The sequence below is a fragment of the Edwardsiella hoshinae NBRC 105699 = ATCC 33379 genome (genome assembly GCF_000474215.1).
GTDB lineage: Bacteria > Pseudomonadota > Gammaproteobacteria > Enterobacterales > Enterobacteriaceae > Edwardsiella > Edwardsiella hoshinae.
Window position 1 is genome coordinate 90,721 of record NZ_BAUC01000010.1, and the last position, 15,527, is coordinate 106,247.

A 15,527-nucleotide genomic window follows, 5' to 3' on the forward strand; every position below is an offset into this window, starting at 1 on the left:
ACTCATCGTTGTAGCCACTATGGTGCGATGTCAGCGCGCGGGATAACTAATACAAATCTCCTGACCTCACTAGGAAAAACTCTTAGTTCGTACGCTCTGCGGGTAAAACTGCGGGCAAGATCACAGCCAGTCGCGTCCCTTGGCCGCTCTCTAACTGGAGTTCACCACCCATAGCACAGATACGCTCACGCAGGCCACGTAATCCATACCCCGGCGTCAGCGTCGCCAAATCGATGCCGCAACCATCATCGCGAATGGTGATATGCAGCAACCCCGCAGCATCTTGCCAACCATGTAGCGCGACATGGCTGGGACGGGCGTGACGACAAGCATTAGTCACCCCCTCCTGGCATAGGCGGTACAAGGTGATCTTCAGGGTATCATCCAGTACGGACTCATCGATGCGCCAATCCAGCTGCGCCGTGATCCCCTGATCGGGCGGCAATAGGTCGCGTAGCAACGCCGCCAACGCCGCCGCCAGCGGTAAAGTGCTCAGTGACGCTGGCCACAGTTGCGCCAACAGCTCATGCACCCCGTCGTAGACCCGCAGGGCATAATTCTCTATCGCCTCTGCACTGGCCAACAGGCGCGGCTCATGACTCAAACGACGAATGATCCCCGCCTGAGTACGGATCACCGTGATGGTCTGACCGACTTCATCGTGCAACTCACGGGCGATCTCTCGCCGGGTAGTTTCCTGCGCCATCACCAGCGAACGCGCCAGTGAACGATTCTCCTCCAGACGCTGCCTCAACTGGCGGTTGAGATCGCGTTGGCGTTCGATCCCCGCGCCCAACAACATACCGGTCAGACTCTGAACCAACAGCGAGAGCAACAGATCGCGATGCGGCGCCGCTCCCTGCGGCTCTGTTGCGATCAACACCACACCGTTGAGCAGGGTCGCCAATAACGCCCCCTGCCACCCGTAACGGTAAGACATAAAGACGATAGGGATCGCCAAACAGAAAGGGACAAAACGACGCAGATCGGCATGCTGTGCCAGGTGCTGTAGCCATAAGCTCAAGGCGAACAACAGTAAGTAAGCGCCAATATGACGCAAGCGTAGATTAACCGGGCGGTGCAAGATCCCCGGCATCAGCGGCAACCAGCTCTGTTGTGCCAGATAATGCCAAATCAACAGACAGGTCGGTGCCACTGTCAAGCCGCCGCATAGCCCCAATAGCAACGCCGGTCCTGGCATGGCGCCGTCCAGCAAGGCCCAGAGCAACGCCTGCAATAGCGCCGCCAACGCCACCACGCCACCTTGCTGCAACGGCCAGCGCCACTCGGTGCCCGGAGATTGCTGACGGCGTAACCATGCACCGAGCCCCCAGGACAAAATCAGGCACGACAACAGTGCAAGCAGTGTGGCACCCAGCCACGCGCCCACACCGAATTGATTCGCTAAGAAGCATTGGATAGCCACATCGCCGGCTACGATCCCCGGCCAGTAACGCGGCGCAGTCTGTAATAAGATGCCCATCCGCAGGCCAAAGGGGAATAGCAGCAAAGCCTCGACAGGCGAGGCCACCAGTGCCGCACCGATGGCCCACAGACAAAAGCCGGCGATGGTATAACAAAAGAAGATAGCCAGGGCAGAGATCAGGTGTTGCATCACTGCCCCAACAGGCGGCGCGCCAGCTCGACGTTGTTATTCACCCCGAGTTTGACGAACAGATTAGCGCGATGGACATGAACGGTCTTCGGCGATAAACCGAGACGCTCAGCGACCTCGCGCACCTCAAGCCCTTGAGCCAGCATCATCGCCACCTCACGCTCGCGGCGTGTCAGCGGATCGATACGGGTACGCGCCAGCTGTTGCGCGATCTCTGGCATCAGATAAACACCGCCCTGGGCGACAGTACGTACCGCACTGGCTAAATCCTCGGGGCGACAACGTTTCGAGAGAAAACCGCGCGCCCCACGATCGAGCGCCAGCTCGACCAACGCCGCGCTATCATGCATCGACAACATGATCACCGCCAGCCCGGAGGGCAGATCGGCCAAAAGATCTAGGCCACTTTCATCCGGCATCGAAATATCGCAGATACAGACATGTACATCCAATCCCGGTAGACCGGCCCGCGCCTCTGCCGCCGAGCTAAACTCGCCGACGACCGCCATATCCTCCTCCAGCGACAGCAACTGGACGAAGCCGGAACGCACGATATAGTGATCGTCAATAAAGGCAATACGATAGGTCATGGTCAACTCCGGCGGGCAACAACAGTGCGCGAATTATACACATATTCGGCCACATCCCGTAACTGTGGCCCACCGAGCGCCCTCTTACGCCAGCTTGAAGCTCTCCATGCTCTGCATCAATTGCTCACTCTGCGTCTCCAGCGAGGCGGTCGCCGCAGTAGACTCCTCCACTAGCGCCGCATTCTGCTGCGCCACCTGATCCATCTGTGCAATGGCCTGATTGACCTGCTCGATGCCACGGCTCTGCTCCTGAGAGGCACAGGAGATCTCCGACATCAAAGCGGTAACGCGCACCACCTCATCGGAGATCTTCGCCATGGTATCCGCAGCAGCACTGACGCGCCGCTCGCCTTCACCCACCTGACGTACTGAATCTTCAATTAACAATTTAATCTCTTTCGCCGACTGGGCGCTGCGTTGCGCCAGATTGCGCACCTCGCCAGCGACCACCGCGAACCCCCGCCCCTGCTCGCCGGCACGCGCCGCTTCGACCGCAGCATTCAACGCCAGGATATTGGTCTGGAAGGCGATTCCGTCGATCACGCTGATAATATCGGCGATCTTCTGCGAGCTTTGGGAAATACTGCGCATCCCAACGATCGCCTCGTTGACGATGGCCGCCCCTTGATTGGCACTATGAGACACCCCATCCGCGAGCAGATTCGCCTGCTCGGCATTGGCTGCGTTCTGACGCACAGTGGCTGTCAGCTGCTCCATACTGGCCGCCGTTTCTTCAAGTGAAGCCGCCAACTCCTCAGTACGTTGCGAGAGATCGCTGTTGCCGGCGCGTAACTCGCGAGCTCCCACATCAACGTGCTCACTGGCATCGCGTACGCGACGCACAGTACCAGCCAACGCCTGCTGCATCTGTGTCAATTTCTGCCCGAGTAGGGCTATCTCGGAGCGACCGCGTAACGTCAACGACTGCGCCAGATCCCCATTAGCGATCTGCCCAACGTGCTCATCCAATTGCATCAATGGTTGCAAGATGATGCGGCGTAACGCATACCAACAGAAGCCCCCTACGCCCAGCAACAACAGGCAAGCCGATATGATCAGCGTCATCGCGCGCTGATAATCCCGAGCGGCCTTTTGCAATGCCTCTCGCCCCAAGGCATCGGCAAACTGGCGGAACTCGCGTAAATCGCGATCATATTCAGTGGAATGATGACTGACCTGATTCTCCAGCAGACTGTAATAAGCATCCAAATTCTGCTGTGCTAATGCCTGCACCATCGGCAGTAAACCATCATGAATGTAAGACTGGTAGCTCTGTTCCAGACGTGAACTCAGGCGTTGACCTTCGACGGTGACCTTCTTCAACGCGGAGAACTGCGCCATGATTTGATCGGACTCGGCGATCAACCTCTCCGCCGTCTGGCGACTGGCGTCGGCATCGGCCATGTGCGCTAACGTCAACTGCCGAGCCGCAACGGCAGCGGCGGAGCGCGCACGCAGCGTGGCACTAAACCCCGTTGAGAGCGGCCCTAACTCATCCGCCTGCAACTGATTAACGACCGCCAGAGAGTGATTACTCTGACGCAAAAAATAAATTCCCATGCTGCTGATAAAAAGCAGTAATAAGGTATAAGTACAGATTATGACTAATAATCCGCCACGAACTGTTATACGTTGATTCATCAATTATTCCCTGTAAATAACGCTTCGGCATGGGATCATCCCTCAGCCGGTCGATCGCGAGGCCGACGTTGACGTTATCGGTCATCCAGGGAAAAACTTGAAGCAGATCACATAATATCGCTGGGCGTAGAAGGGAATAGGTGACGACAGGAACTACCAGCGCCGCCGGATTCGACGCTGGATGAGAGACGTCGCCCCTTTAACGGCGACTCATCGCCTCTGATTTCGCAATACAACGGCCGATCGCTTCAATCACCGCGGCTCGCATTCCTCTCTCTTCCAACGCAGCAACCGCCTCAATCGTAGTACCGCCGGGCGAGCAGACCATGTCTTTCAATTCAGCAGGATGTGTGCCAGTCTCCAACACCATCTTAGCCGCGCCCATCACCGCCTGAGCGGCGAACTGATATGCCTGAGCACGCGGCATCCCCGCCTGTACCGCCGCATCCGCCATCGCCTCAATAAACATGAAGACATAGGCCGGTGCCGAACCGCTCACCCCGACTACAGCGTGGATCAGCCCCTCTGGCACGACCTCCGCACGCCCGAAGCTCCGGAACAGGGCGACGATACGCGCACACTCCTCGGCACTGACGCGACTGTTAGGCGTCACCGAAGACATGCCGGCATTGACTAATGAAGGGGTATTCGGCATCACTCGCACCACTTTCTGCTGTGCCGCTAACCCTTCCTGTAGGGTGGCTAACGTCACGCCCGCCGCAATAGAGACCACGATAGTTTCGGGACGCAACGCTGACTTAATCTCACCCAATAGGGCTCCCATACCATTGGGCTTCACCCCCAGAACCACGATATCCACCTCGGCTACCAGCGCCTGAGCATTCTCCGCCGCCTTTACGCCATATTCATCGACGATGGCTCTGACGCTATCCGCAGTACGGTTATACACCCAAATATCTTGCGCCCGTGCACATTGGCTGGTGAGCAGCCCTCCGAGGATAGCCCGGCCCATGTTGCCACAGCCGATAAAACCGATTTTTTGCTCCATACATCCTCCAACCCAGGCTTTCAGTATTAAGACGGGGGGTCGGCTTCAGACCCACCCTACTCGCGCCAGACTACCACCAAGCGCCAGGGAAAAATATGCCGTTCACACAAGGGCACGGAACGACCACATCGTCACTAAAATAGCCGGTTACGGCGGAGTAAGAACAGCGAAGGAACATGACGGGCAGAGAATGACAACAGCATACGCCACGGCAACTCTCCACATCACGCTGGAGCAGCGGCACTAACCTCCTTGACGAAGCGAGCGCCTTCACGCGCGCTAAAGGGAGAGGCCGGATAACGCTTATCGTGGTACTCCGCGGCCATCTCGGCATCAAGTATGGATAGCACAGCATGCACCGCCTCACCCACCCACGTGACCCACGTGACCCACGTGACTCAGCCTGGATGAGCGGCGAGATGCTGCAAGACTTGTGGCAGACAGAGACGGAACCATGGCGTGTAGTCATTCGGCTGCTGGGCCATATGCTGTAGGATCTGCTCGGGAGTACGCCAGACAAATGCATCGACTTCTGCCAGATTCATCTGTGGATTCTGCTCGCTACGGCCAACGAAAACACGAGTGAGCTCATGTTCGGTCAACCCTTGGCCAACATCCACTCGGTAATACAGCGTCATGAGCGGATCTAACGCACACTGCATCCCCATCTCTTCTTGCAAACGACGCGTCGCCGCCTGCTCGATCGCCTCCCCTGGCAACGGATGGCTACAGCACGTATTACTCCACTGCCCACCCGCGTGGTATTTACCGGCCGCACGCCGTTGCAACAACAACTCACCCCGCGCATTAAAGAGATAAACAGACAGGGCTCGGTGCAAGCATCCTTCACGGTGCGCCGCTAACTTCTCCATCCGTCCTAACGGTTTATCCTGCCGATCAACCAGAACAACCTCAATCACCCGACTCCCCTCCCACCGATGCAACATGGAACGCTACCGTGTCATCGCGGATACACGGTACAAGAGTCGGCTACCATACCTTATCCCTGCCCACCTTTTTAGTATTGAACGGCTTTTCTTGTGAAAAATCTGACAATAGCACACCTTACGCTCTATCACGCATGGGAGATAAACAGGAGAGAAATGCATTAACGACGCCCGCAAATCGCGGATCACAACGCATCTGCCACCAGGTGTAAGACGGAGAAAACGCAGCGACATCCTTGTCAAACCACACCCGCCAGCAAAAGGGAAAGCACAGAACTAGGGCAACATCACCCCATCACGATAACGATGCACATAATTCAACGGCGTCATGCCGTAATACTCCTTAAATACCGAAATAAAGTAAGAGGTGCTGCTATAACCACACAGTGCCGAAACCTGTGAAATGTTCTTATTGAAGACTAATAGCTGCTCTACCGCGTAGCGCATGCGGCAATCGGTGACAATTTTACTGTAGCTGGTCTGCTCATTTTTTAGTTTTTTCTTTAATGAGCTCGGACTCAGACACAGGCAACTGGCCACCGTCGTTAGACTCCAGGTCTTGTTGATATCGCTTTGAATAATGTTATAGACATTTGCACTGATGTTATTCCGCACCATCCGCATCAAGAAAGGAATAAAATTCTTATTGTTAAGAAAAATGGATAGCGCGGCAAACGTCAGCGAACGCTTGCGTTCATACTCGATTTCATCGATATCCCGCATCACCGAGTGGCGCGCAGCCTCTTTGAAGACATATGGCGTTCGACAAGGCTCTATCATATAGACTGGAAAATTACGCGCTATCGGGGCATAGTTAGTAAGATCTTTTTTCAGAAAGTGCAGATAGTCTTTTATCAAATCACGATTGATATACAGCACATAAGACGGCTCTAATGCCGAAAAGTCTATTGCATCACTTTCCACAGAAATCAACATCAAATGATTTGCATTAAACTTAACCGGCTCGCCTTCGCTAAATCTGACATTTACATCACTTTCTGTTAAAACTATCGCACAACATTCATCACAGCAAAGTTTCATAGCAGAACATCCTACAAAAAATGAACAAAATGCCTTATCTCACTACCACATCGTGGTGCTAGCGCATAGCATAAAAGAGAAGCCCAAAATTGGCCCCAATAATAAAATAACATACCGAATAATATTATTATTTCAATGCCAGTCGCAAATTTCAACTGTAGCGTTATCTTTACACAAAAGATTGTTCAAATCTCACCTATAAATCCATCTTACTTTTGTACTAAACAGACCTAACATTAATAACTATCGATTATATCCAAATGAAAAAAGCGCGGAGTATTCTCCGCGCAATGATTACCTAGTTATTATAATGCTACGATCTCTTTGCTACATTATCGTCAGTAGAGTACCGACAATAATTCTACCTGACGTAGGACTTATTACCGCTATCCTAGCCACATGCAGAAAAATCCGCACGCCATCCGCACCTAACGTCAATAATCCTGCATAATACCCTAGCAAATCTGCCTACAATAAAATTCTAGGCACACCACATGATGACCTTTATTATCATGCTACGCTTACCGCGATGCAAATGGTAAAAAGCAGAGGACGGGAAACAAGAATCAATGGATAATCAAAACGTTAAATAAATAAATTAGCCAAATAGCACCATGAGTATTTACTCCGAAGGCGTATTTTTTTGTCTCATCGTTGTATCGGATCGTCGCCGCTCCCAGGCAAAATCTCACATATCACCGATAAGAAAAAAGCACCGCCTAGACACGCTCAATGACGCTAGCCAATCACCTGTTACCCGCTACCATAAAGGTTAGCGCTAACGACATGGGGCTGCGCCCGTACCCCCCACGCAGCCCACCAGGCAAACACCTCAAGCCATCAAGAAACCGCGCTCCACTTTAGCGGATCACCAACACATTGGTCTTGGCATGACGGACAATAGCTGCCGCATTCGATCCCAGCAGATACGTCTTCACACTGGGACGATGTGAACCCACCACGATCAAATCGGCGCCCATCTCTTCTGCCTGCAACAATGCCTCATCACGCGGAGTACCGAAGCGAATGGTGTAAGACATTCGCTCACGAGGCAGATCGATACGATCGATCAACGTCAGTAACTTCTCCTCTGCGTTCGCCACTGCTTTATTTTCAAACTCTTTGATTCCAAAGGAGTATGCTGTGACGAATGCCTGGGCATCAGGCAACACATACAGGAAATGCACCTCGGCATCCGTCAGTTTAGCCATGTAAATCACATGCTCTAGCGCATTTTGCGTCAGCAGGTCCTCTTCGATATCGACAGGTACTAAAATGTTCTTATACATCGTCACTCCCTCTTCCTGACTCACCGTAAAACAGCACAATTCCCGCGTAGCTCAGCACACCGAGCCTCCGTCACGACTCCCCCAGGCGCTCTGGCCTAACACGCTAAGCATACTGCCTGATAAGAATAGACAACATTGTGTTACCACGCTTTTGTGAGATACCACAGGGTATGACCTCCACTCCCCATCCTACACCCTGATGAAAACGCGCACCGGCACTTCGTCATCCACTAGCGCAGTGTAAGCTAGTGCACAAGCGTAACCCGACACTTTTCATTTCACGTCAAATGATAACGCATCGCTAAGCTCAGCGCGAAAATCAACAATCAAACGAAAACACGATAATTTTTTTATTCTCCATTATTTCTTCATTTTTTATCGTACTCAGCGACAATGTGAAGGAATTATAAATAAGCCCAAATACAGAACGCTTTTTTGTTTTTACCGCACCCCTTTTGCATATTATCACATTGTATTCAACAGCACTTTACGTTAAATACGCAAGCAGACAGCATAAAAATCCCACGCTATAATCGTCGATAAATAGCACAGAGAATTTAAATACTCACGATGAGTAGGGCATGACATGCACCTAATTCTTAACAGAAGAACCCTTACCCGGAGTCCATTATGAGATATATCGTCTTATTGCTCGCCGCCCTAGCACTAAGTGGCTGCGCCCATACCCCTCCAGTCCACAACAATAATTTCGGCAATCTCGCCGATTGTGGCATGTGTAGCTACAACGATACCTTCTTTGCCAGCTTCGACGAGTAATCGTGGGCAACGAAGCCTCCCCGTTGCCCCAGCATCTGCGGCTCGCCCCGCAAGCCTCCACTAAGCGAGCCGCCCGATGACGCTTGGCGCATCTCACCGCCTCATCAGCCCGTAACCACACCCACACAGGTAATGCCGCAGAAGCCATGGGACAACCTGCTCACGCATCCAGCCACAGCAGTGGCATTTACCACTCAGCGTGTAGGCTTGCCCCATCGCGACGAAAAAAACGAAACGCTCTCAACACGCGCCGCCAAGAGAATGGCTCAGGCCCCCACCTCGCACAACCGCACCATACACCGTCGGCGACTCGACGAAAACGACACCGTCACGCTTTATCATAGCCACGTGCACTCAATCGACCAGATGTGTTGCTGCGAGCGCGTTGACAAACTCACGCTTAAGCAAAATATCGGAGATAAAAATCACCGTAATATGCTGCTCCTCTTGAATATAGGCGGCACGAAAACAGTGTGGTTTCAGCACGATTTTATATTCTAGAATAGTTTTTCCCCGATGCTTTAACCCCCAAGCTGCCTTAATCTTATGGGGGCGCTGACGGATAATCTGCGCTAATTCATGGTAGAGATTTGCTTTGACCGCCGCCTCGTCACGCGCAAATTTTTTAAAAAATGCGCGTATCGCCGTATTGTCATCAATAGTCACCGTTAATGCCGCTGCAAAGAGATCCCCACTCATGCCATCCTCCTTCATCACCCAGCTCCCCCAAAACGGTGAGTGTTCAAGTGAAATAGGGTAGCGCGCCAGCGCTGCACACGACATCTCAAATCTACTCAGCTACCTGCGAGGGAGACAATGACTAAAACCACCCGTCGCAGACCCATGGCATGCAGCATCGCGTCAATTTTCGTCTGTACCGCCGTGCCCCGCCCCCGGCTCTCCTCCACCTGCGCCCCCTGTCCAGAGGAAACACCACATTCGTCCGCCATCTTGTCCCACAGCAACGCTCCAACCTCCTGAATGATGAGAGCGCTGATACAGTGTTCTCTTTCCTCAACGCCAGTTGAATCGACGAAACTCGGAGCCCCTCATTCCGGTATCATAACCCGCGGGCAAGAGCCCCACAGGAGCCATTCATCGCACCTCGGCCAAACTGCCTTCCCTCGATACACATACGCGAATTATCGCCTGCACGTTAGGCATCGGCCTGAAATAAGGGAAGCAAATCTACGCCTGCATTTAAGGTTGCCAATTGGCGTATGGCGATCGCCGCCTCTTTCGGCGGTGTCTTGCGTGTTCTTTTCAAAAAGGCATGCAATACCACCAGATCGTTCGTACGGTTTAGCGTAAACAACACCCGCGCAGACTGCGCGCCGCAATCCACCCGTAGTTTATAAATGGTACCTTTGTACCCCCATATCGCGGGCTTGAGGATCTTCAGACCGGAAGCAGCATAGATCGTATTCTGTGCACTGAAGGCCGCCAACTTCTTGTTGATCGCCTCGGCTAATTTCCCAGATGCCTGCGCAAAAAAATACGCGAGCGGTGCCCCCGCCTCCTCAGCCGAAAGACAAAGAATTTTCATACTGTGCTTACCCATAATTGTTCTTGGGGACCCAACAGGTATTGAGCGACCATCCCACGCAATGCCCCACGTCGTAACGGATAATACGTGATTGCTTAATACACAGACCCTCCCGCGCGTTACTATTAGATAATCGGCGCATCAGCCAGTTGACAGATGCACACCCTTGGCGCAAAACAGCATGGCATGATGTGCAAGTAACCTAAGCGTACTGGACTGCCCCCAGAAACCACTTGATGCCGGTTGAAGCTGGTTGATCTCAGGATACAAAGAGGGATTGATATATAAGGGATTACAAGGGGTTTTATTGACGTCGGGAGAGTTCGGTAGAGGCTAATTGGCGGAAGATCACAGGAGTGCAAAACGATGCACAACACAATGAAATATAATGATATTACTAAAACTCAACAGTGAGGATATACACTTTCATATACACTTTCAAAGCGCCAACCAGTTTCACTTATTGCGACTAATAATTAAACAGCAAAAAAACTTTTTTTAGGAAAAACCGTTCACACTGTTCACTGTGCATTTTTATCGTTTAAATTCATTGCATTACACCGTGAATGGTTGGTGAACAGTGAACACTTTACTGTTCATTTTTACGGGTTTTCAGGCAAAAAAAGACCGGCTGCGGCTGGTCTGGATACAGATACAGGCGCCGCTGACGCGAGATGATGTTGGCATGATCAACATACACCCCCATCCGACTCCGGCAGCGCTTCATTGGAGTTCTGGTGTGACTGGAGCAGCGCGCAGGCACTCATCGGGTCACTGAGCTGCTACACCACCAGAATATAAGCATGTCATCCACAGAAAAAACTTTTTTTAGGGAAAACCGTTCACACTGTTCACTGTGCGTTTTTATCGTTTAAATTCATTGAATTACACCGTGAACGGTTGGTGAACAGTGAACACTTTACTGTTCATTTTTGAGGGTTTTCAGATAAAAAAAGACCGGCGGCTGCCGGTCTGGTTCGGTGGTATTACTCTGGCGCGTCACACTTTGGTAGCCAATCGGCGTTACTCTCCTCCCTCAGCGCAAGATTGGTCTGTATGCCCTGATTTTTACGGCGCTTCTCATAATTCACCCCGTACTCTTTCAGCATCGCGGGCAACCCCTTGCCGAACATGGTGAGGCTGAGCGTGTTCTTGTAGCCGTGTGCCTCCATATACGCCAGGTAGGCATGATACAAATACAGGCGCGGCTGACGCGGGATGATGTTGGCATTGCCAATATACATGCCATCCGGCTCTGGCAGCGCCTCAAGGTAGCCACAAAAATCAAATGCCGGATCGGCATCGCGTTTGATGCAGAGTGCCTCATCGGAGTTCTGCTGTGCCTGGAGCAGTGTGCGGGCCGTCATCGGGTCGCTGAACTGCTGCATCAACTGGCGCACAATCACCGCCAACTCGCAGGCGATTTTCTCCTTAAGCTGTGGGTCGCGCTCCTCCGGGGCAATCTGCTCCGGGAAATGCAGAATTACCCGGCGGCGGGAAACGCCGCCGCTGCGATCGGTAAAGCGCATCGGGTTATTGTTCACCGCCAGGATCACCGCCGGAATATGGGTGGAGTACGGGTTCTGGTATTTCGGATCAACAGAGACGGCATCCCCGCCGGTAATGGCCTTAAGTCCCGCGCCGTCACCGCTCCACTTCTCCTGATCAGGTAGACGTATCAGCGAGAAACCAATCAGGGATGCGCGCTTGCGCGGATCTTCCAGTGTGTCGATGTCAGCCGAGGTGGCGTTATCCGCCCCGGCCAGCAAGGTGGCAATCTCGGCCAGAATGCTTTTTCCGCTGCCGCCCGGCCCGGTCACTTCGAGAAAAAGCTGCCAGTCGTAACGGTTCGCCAGCACCATAAACAGGGCGGCCAGTATCACATCGCGTTTATCGGCACGACCACCGGCGGCACGGTCAAGCCAGCGCCAAAAATTCGGTGCATGGGTTTCCAACGTTTCACCCGCCACGGGTGGGGTGAAATCCACGTCGCACAGCGTGCGCAACCAGTGTGATTTACAGTGTGGGCTAAAGATCCCGATGCTGGTATCGAGTACCCCGTTACGAAAGCCAATCAGACGACGCGCCGGTATATCCTGCTGCGGAATAATCAGTTTCAGGGTATCAATGACCGAGGCAATTTTCCCCGACGAGAACGGCGCGCGCAGGCGCTGAAACAGCCCGGCCACATCACGGGCAAAATCGGATGATGGAATGATTTTCCATATCCCGGCCTCATAGCGTGACAATAGCTGGCCGTTAGCATCGACGGCCAACGCTTCGCCGTAATGCTCATGCACCCGCATCGCCTTTTCACTGGTGCTCATGGCGGTAAACTCCGCCTCGCTCATGGTGTTAAACGGGCTCTCCGCTACGGGGCGGATAGCGTCATAAATCGCTTTCCGCGTGGCCGCCTCGCCTTTCTGCATAAAGGCATCATTCCAGTCACCGAACACCGGCGGCTGGGCAACCATGCCCTCACAGGCTTCTGCGGCCGCGGCGGCTTTGGTCTGACCGTCGCCGTTGAGGTCACGGTCGGCTGCCAGGACAATCTGACAGGCCGGGTATTTCTGACGGGCAAGGCTAACCAGAGAAAGGAGGTTCACGGACGACAGCGCCACCATCACCGTTTCATCAGTCAGATGATGTACGGTGAGGGCCGTGGCATAGCCCTCCACAATCCACAGACGTTTCCCGGCCTGTTTCTGGCCATCAATGGTATGGCAGGTGCCTTTTACCTGTCCGCCTTTCAGCGTGCGTTTCAGGCCGTCTGTGTTGATAAGCTGGAGATTCACCAGCGATCCGCCCTCGTCATACAGCGGCACCACCAGATCCCCGGCCCGATAAATGACCCCGCCGGTTTTGTGCGTGGCTGTCAGCACTGCGCACGCATGAGCGGGGAACCCCTTGCGGATCAGGTAGGCATTCGCGGAGGCCGTGCGGGTTTTGGCCATCAGTTTTACGGCCAGCGCGGCTGCCGCTTTGCGGTCGGCATCGGTTTTAGCCTCTGCGGCCGCAATCACCTCCGGGGCAACCGGCGGCAGGGTGCCGATCACCGCGTTCACCTTATCGGCCGCGACTGATGCCGTAACACCCAATACCTTTTCGACCAGCGTCAACCCATCCCCGGCACCGCACTGGTTACAGAGCCAGGTGCCTCGCCCCTCCTTGTCATCAAAGCGAAAGCGATCTGTACCGCCGCATACCGGGCAGGGCTGATGGCGGTTTTTCACTATCCTCATCCCCAGCGCTGGCAGAATGTGTAACCAGTGGCCGCGCGCCAGATTAACGGTGTCCGTGACGTTCATGTTCATTGTTGTTTTCTCCCTCAGTGCAATACCGGCGCGTTAATGTGACGGGCGCAGAGTTCATCCATCACGATAATGCCGAGAAAGGACAGTGACGGGGCGGCCTTGAGTGGTCCGGCTTCCATTAAGTCTTCCAGTAACGCACAGGCAATCTGGCGGCCCTTCTCCTCACCGTGCTGGCGCAGGTAAAAGCCCTCCAGCTCGGTGGCAATGGCATTTTCCAACGTATCAAGGGTGAGTGCCGGATAGCGGTGCTGACGTACGCACAGGGTCAGCCAGGCGCAGGCAACGGCACGACGGTACAACGCGGCACGCAGGACAGGCGGTAATGGCGTAGTCATACATTGTCCTCCCCGGCAAGCCAATGCTGGTTACAGCGCTCGACCACGCCATCGAGCTGGGCAGTCATCAGGTAAATCAGGGAGGTAAGCTGGAGCTTTTGATCCGGGTTACGTTGAACGGTGACACACGCCTGTTCCTGCATCAGTTCACCGACCAGTTGACCAACATTGCGCAGGTGATCGAGGCATTCGAGGTCTTGCAAGGCGATAGCGGTATGTTTCATGCGCACACCCCCGCCACCGGCAGGCGACCGGCAAAGGACAGGACATACTCACGGGCAAGGGAACGGCGGGCACTGCGTTCGTTATCAGCTACGGTGCGCAGCATACAGATAGGGGAATGACGATCAGCGCGGCGGACAGCGGCGAAGACAAAGACAAACTGCGAGTGTGACGGGGTGAGGATCGTAGCCATGATGGCAACCTCCAATAAGTAGCGGTAAATGCCACCACCGGAGTTCCTACGCTCATGGGTGGTGACCCGGACGGGGGTAGGAATACCGGCCTTATTGGAAACCGGCCAGCCCGAAGGCTGCCCCGCCCGGGCCACCATTATCTGACAGGGGCCATGGTGTAAGCACCACAGCCCAGAAAATGGGTATGCCTGGACAACGACGCAAAAAAAGACGCCTGGCGCGTCTGGTGTCGCCAATAAGTAACTCGGGTTCCTACGCCCGGCTGCCGATTTTGCGACAGCGGAAAAACTATACCCAGAAACAGCCAACAGAAGCAAGCCAGAAAAAGGGGGGGTTTGCGGTGCGGGGATCATCATGCGTCGTAGCCCCGGTTACGGTCGGCGATACGATCGGCCATCCACGCGGTGATTTCTGACTGTACCCAGGCCACATTTTTTCCGCCGAGGGAGATTTGTTTCGGAAAGGCTTCCCGGCTGATGAGGTCGTAAATGGTCGAGCGGGATAGGCCGCACAGATGCATCACTTCGGGCAGGCGAATAAAGCGCTCGTAAACGGTATCAGAAACCGGCATCAGCGGCGCGGCAGGAGCAGAAGATGGGGAAGAAAAAGCGGTGTACATCAGGCTACCTCACAAAGTCCATACAGTGCCGGTCGTGTCCGTCCGGCTTCGGGTAGCTCTCTATTTTGTGAATATTTTCCCTCAGGGCAACAAGTCATTTTGTAGTGCTCCACCATACAACAGAGCGATTTTTATACAGTGGCAAACGTTGGCCGTTTTTTGGTAAACGTTGGCAAACCGGTGGCCCATTCATGATTACTTTTATTTCTATATTTTCTTTTTTTAATCGTTAAAAAATCTAAATAACAGGCAGACTGAAAAAACAGAGAGTGAACAGTAGTGAACAGTCGGTGAATAGTTTTATCTCAACTGTTCACCATTTATCTTACTGTATTACTTATCTTTTTATTTCAAGTGAACAGTAGTGAATAGTTATTTATAGAAAAAC

Annotated in this window: 16 protein-coding genes; 1 reads left to right on the top strand and 15 read right to left on the bottom strand. The window is 53.5% G+C overall.

Features of this window, described 5'->3' with window-relative positions:
• Window positions 1-82: 82 nt before the first annotated feature.
• From uhpB to EHO01S_RS03995, 8 genes are all read right to left on the bottom strand, one after another.
• Window positions 83-1,615 carry a signal transduction histidine-protein kinase/phosphatase UhpB gene (gene uhpB / locus EHO01S_RS03965; RefSeq protein WP_024522748.1) on the bottom strand — a complete coding sequence of 511 codons (1,533 nt, stop codon included), beginning with the start codon at window positions 1,613-1,615 and terminating at the stop codon, window positions 83-85.
• A complete protein-coding gene (uhpA, locus tag EHO01S_RS03970) occupies window positions 1,615-2,205 on the bottom strand; it encodes a response regulator transcription factor UhpA (RefSeq protein WP_024522749.1) in 591 nt (196 codons plus the stop codon). Before uhpA ends, uhpB begins: the two co-directional genes overlap by 1 nt.
• Before the next feature lie 84 nt (window positions 2,206-2,289).
• Window positions 2,290-3,846, bottom strand: a complete 1,557-nt coding sequence (locus EHO01S_RS03975) for a methyl-accepting chemotaxis protein (RefSeq protein WP_024522750.1) — start codon at window positions 3,844-3,846, stop codon at window positions 2,290-2,292.
• 199 nt (window positions 3,847-4,045) lie between these two features.
• Entirely contained in the window at window positions 4,046-4,855 is an 810-nt protein-coding gene (proC, locus tag EHO01S_RS03980) for a pyrroline-5-carboxylate reductase (protein WP_024522751.1), read from the bottom strand.
• 224 nt (window positions 4,856-5,079) lie between these two features.
• A complete protein-coding gene (locus EHO01S_RS19260) occupies window positions 5,080-5,205 on the bottom strand; it encodes a hypothetical protein (RefSeq protein ID WP_255209542.1) in 126 nt (41 codons plus the stop codon).
• A gap of 48 nt (window positions 5,206-5,253) precedes the next feature.
• On the bottom strand, window positions 5,254-5,775 hold the full coding sequence (gene idi / locus EHO01S_RS03985) for an isopentenyl-diphosphate Delta-isomerase (protein WP_024522752.1): 522 nt from the start codon (window positions 5,773-5,775) through the stop codon (window positions 5,254-5,256).
• 303 nt (window positions 5,776-6,078) lie between these two features.
• On the bottom strand, window positions 6,079-6,843 hold the full coding sequence (locus tag EHO01S_RS03990) for an AraC family transcriptional regulator (protein ID WP_024522753.1): 765 nt from the start codon (window positions 6,841-6,843) through the stop codon (window positions 6,079-6,081).
• Between the two features lie 860 nt (window positions 6,844-7,703).
• Window positions 7,704-8,132: a universal stress protein gene (locus tag EHO01S_RS03995; RefSeq protein WP_024522754.1), complete on the bottom strand. Its 429-nt coding sequence runs from the start codon at window positions 8,130-8,132 to the stop codon at window positions 7,704-7,706.
• A 630-nt stretch (window positions 8,133-8,762) separates the two neighbouring features.
• Here EHO01S_RS03995 and EHO01S_RS19145 point away from each other — a divergent pair.
• Window positions 8,763-8,909 (top strand): hypothetical protein, encoded by a 147-nt coding sequence (locus EHO01S_RS19145; protein ID WP_167352250.1) that lies wholly within the window; start codon window positions 8,763-8,765, stop codon window positions 8,907-8,909.
• Between the two features lie 354 nt (window positions 8,910-9,263).
• Here the strand turns inward: EHO01S_RS19145 and EHO01S_RS04000 are convergent, their stop codons facing one another.
• The 7 genes from EHO01S_RS04000 to EHO01S_RS04045 all read right to left on the bottom strand — a co-directional run bounded on the left by EHO01S_RS04000 (window position 9,264) and on the right by EHO01S_RS04045 (window position 15,139).
• Window positions 9,264-9,608, bottom strand: a complete 345-nt coding sequence (locus EHO01S_RS04000) for a hypothetical protein (protein WP_024522755.1) — start codon at window positions 9,606-9,608, stop codon at window positions 9,264-9,266.
• Window positions 9,609-10,065: 457 nt separating this feature from the next.
• Window positions 10,066-10,470 carry a type II toxin-antitoxin system RelE/ParE family toxin gene (locus EHO01S_RS04010; RefSeq protein ID WP_232238255.1) on the bottom strand — a complete coding sequence of 135 codons (405 nt, stop codon included), beginning with the start codon at window positions 10,468-10,470 and terminating at the stop codon, window positions 10,066-10,068.
• Window positions 10,471-11,441: 971 nt separating this feature from the next.
• Window positions 11,442-13,769, bottom strand: a complete 2,328-nt coding sequence (locus EHO01S_RS04025; protein ID WP_024522757.1) for a primase-helicase zinc-binding domain-containing protein — start codon at window positions 13,767-13,769, stop codon at window positions 11,442-11,444.
• Between the two features lie 14 nt (window positions 13,770-13,783).
• A complete protein-coding gene (locus EHO01S_RS04030) occupies window positions 13,784-14,104 on the bottom strand; it encodes a DUF5375 domain-containing protein (protein ID WP_024522758.1) in 321 nt (106 codons plus the stop codon).
• Window positions 14,101-14,328 (bottom strand): hypothetical protein, encoded by a 228-nt coding sequence (locus EHO01S_RS04035; RefSeq protein WP_024522759.1) that lies wholly within the window; start codon window positions 14,326-14,328, stop codon window positions 14,101-14,103. The genes EHO01S_RS04030 and EHO01S_RS04035 overlap by 4 nt, the downstream gene beginning before the upstream one ends.
• Window positions 14,325-14,876, bottom strand: a complete 552-nt coding sequence (locus tag EHO01S_RS18135; RefSeq protein ID WP_024522760.1) for a host cell division inhibitor Icd-like protein — start codon at window positions 14,874-14,876, stop codon at window positions 14,325-14,327. Before EHO01S_RS18135 ends, EHO01S_RS04035 begins: the two co-directional genes overlap by 4 nt.
• Entirely contained in the window at window positions 14,873-15,139 is a 267-nt protein-coding gene (locus EHO01S_RS04045) for a helix-turn-helix transcriptional regulator (RefSeq protein WP_024522761.1), read from the bottom strand. The genes EHO01S_RS18135 and EHO01S_RS04045 overlap by 4 nt, the downstream gene beginning before the upstream one ends.
• Window positions 15,140-15,527 lie beyond the last annotated feature (388 nt).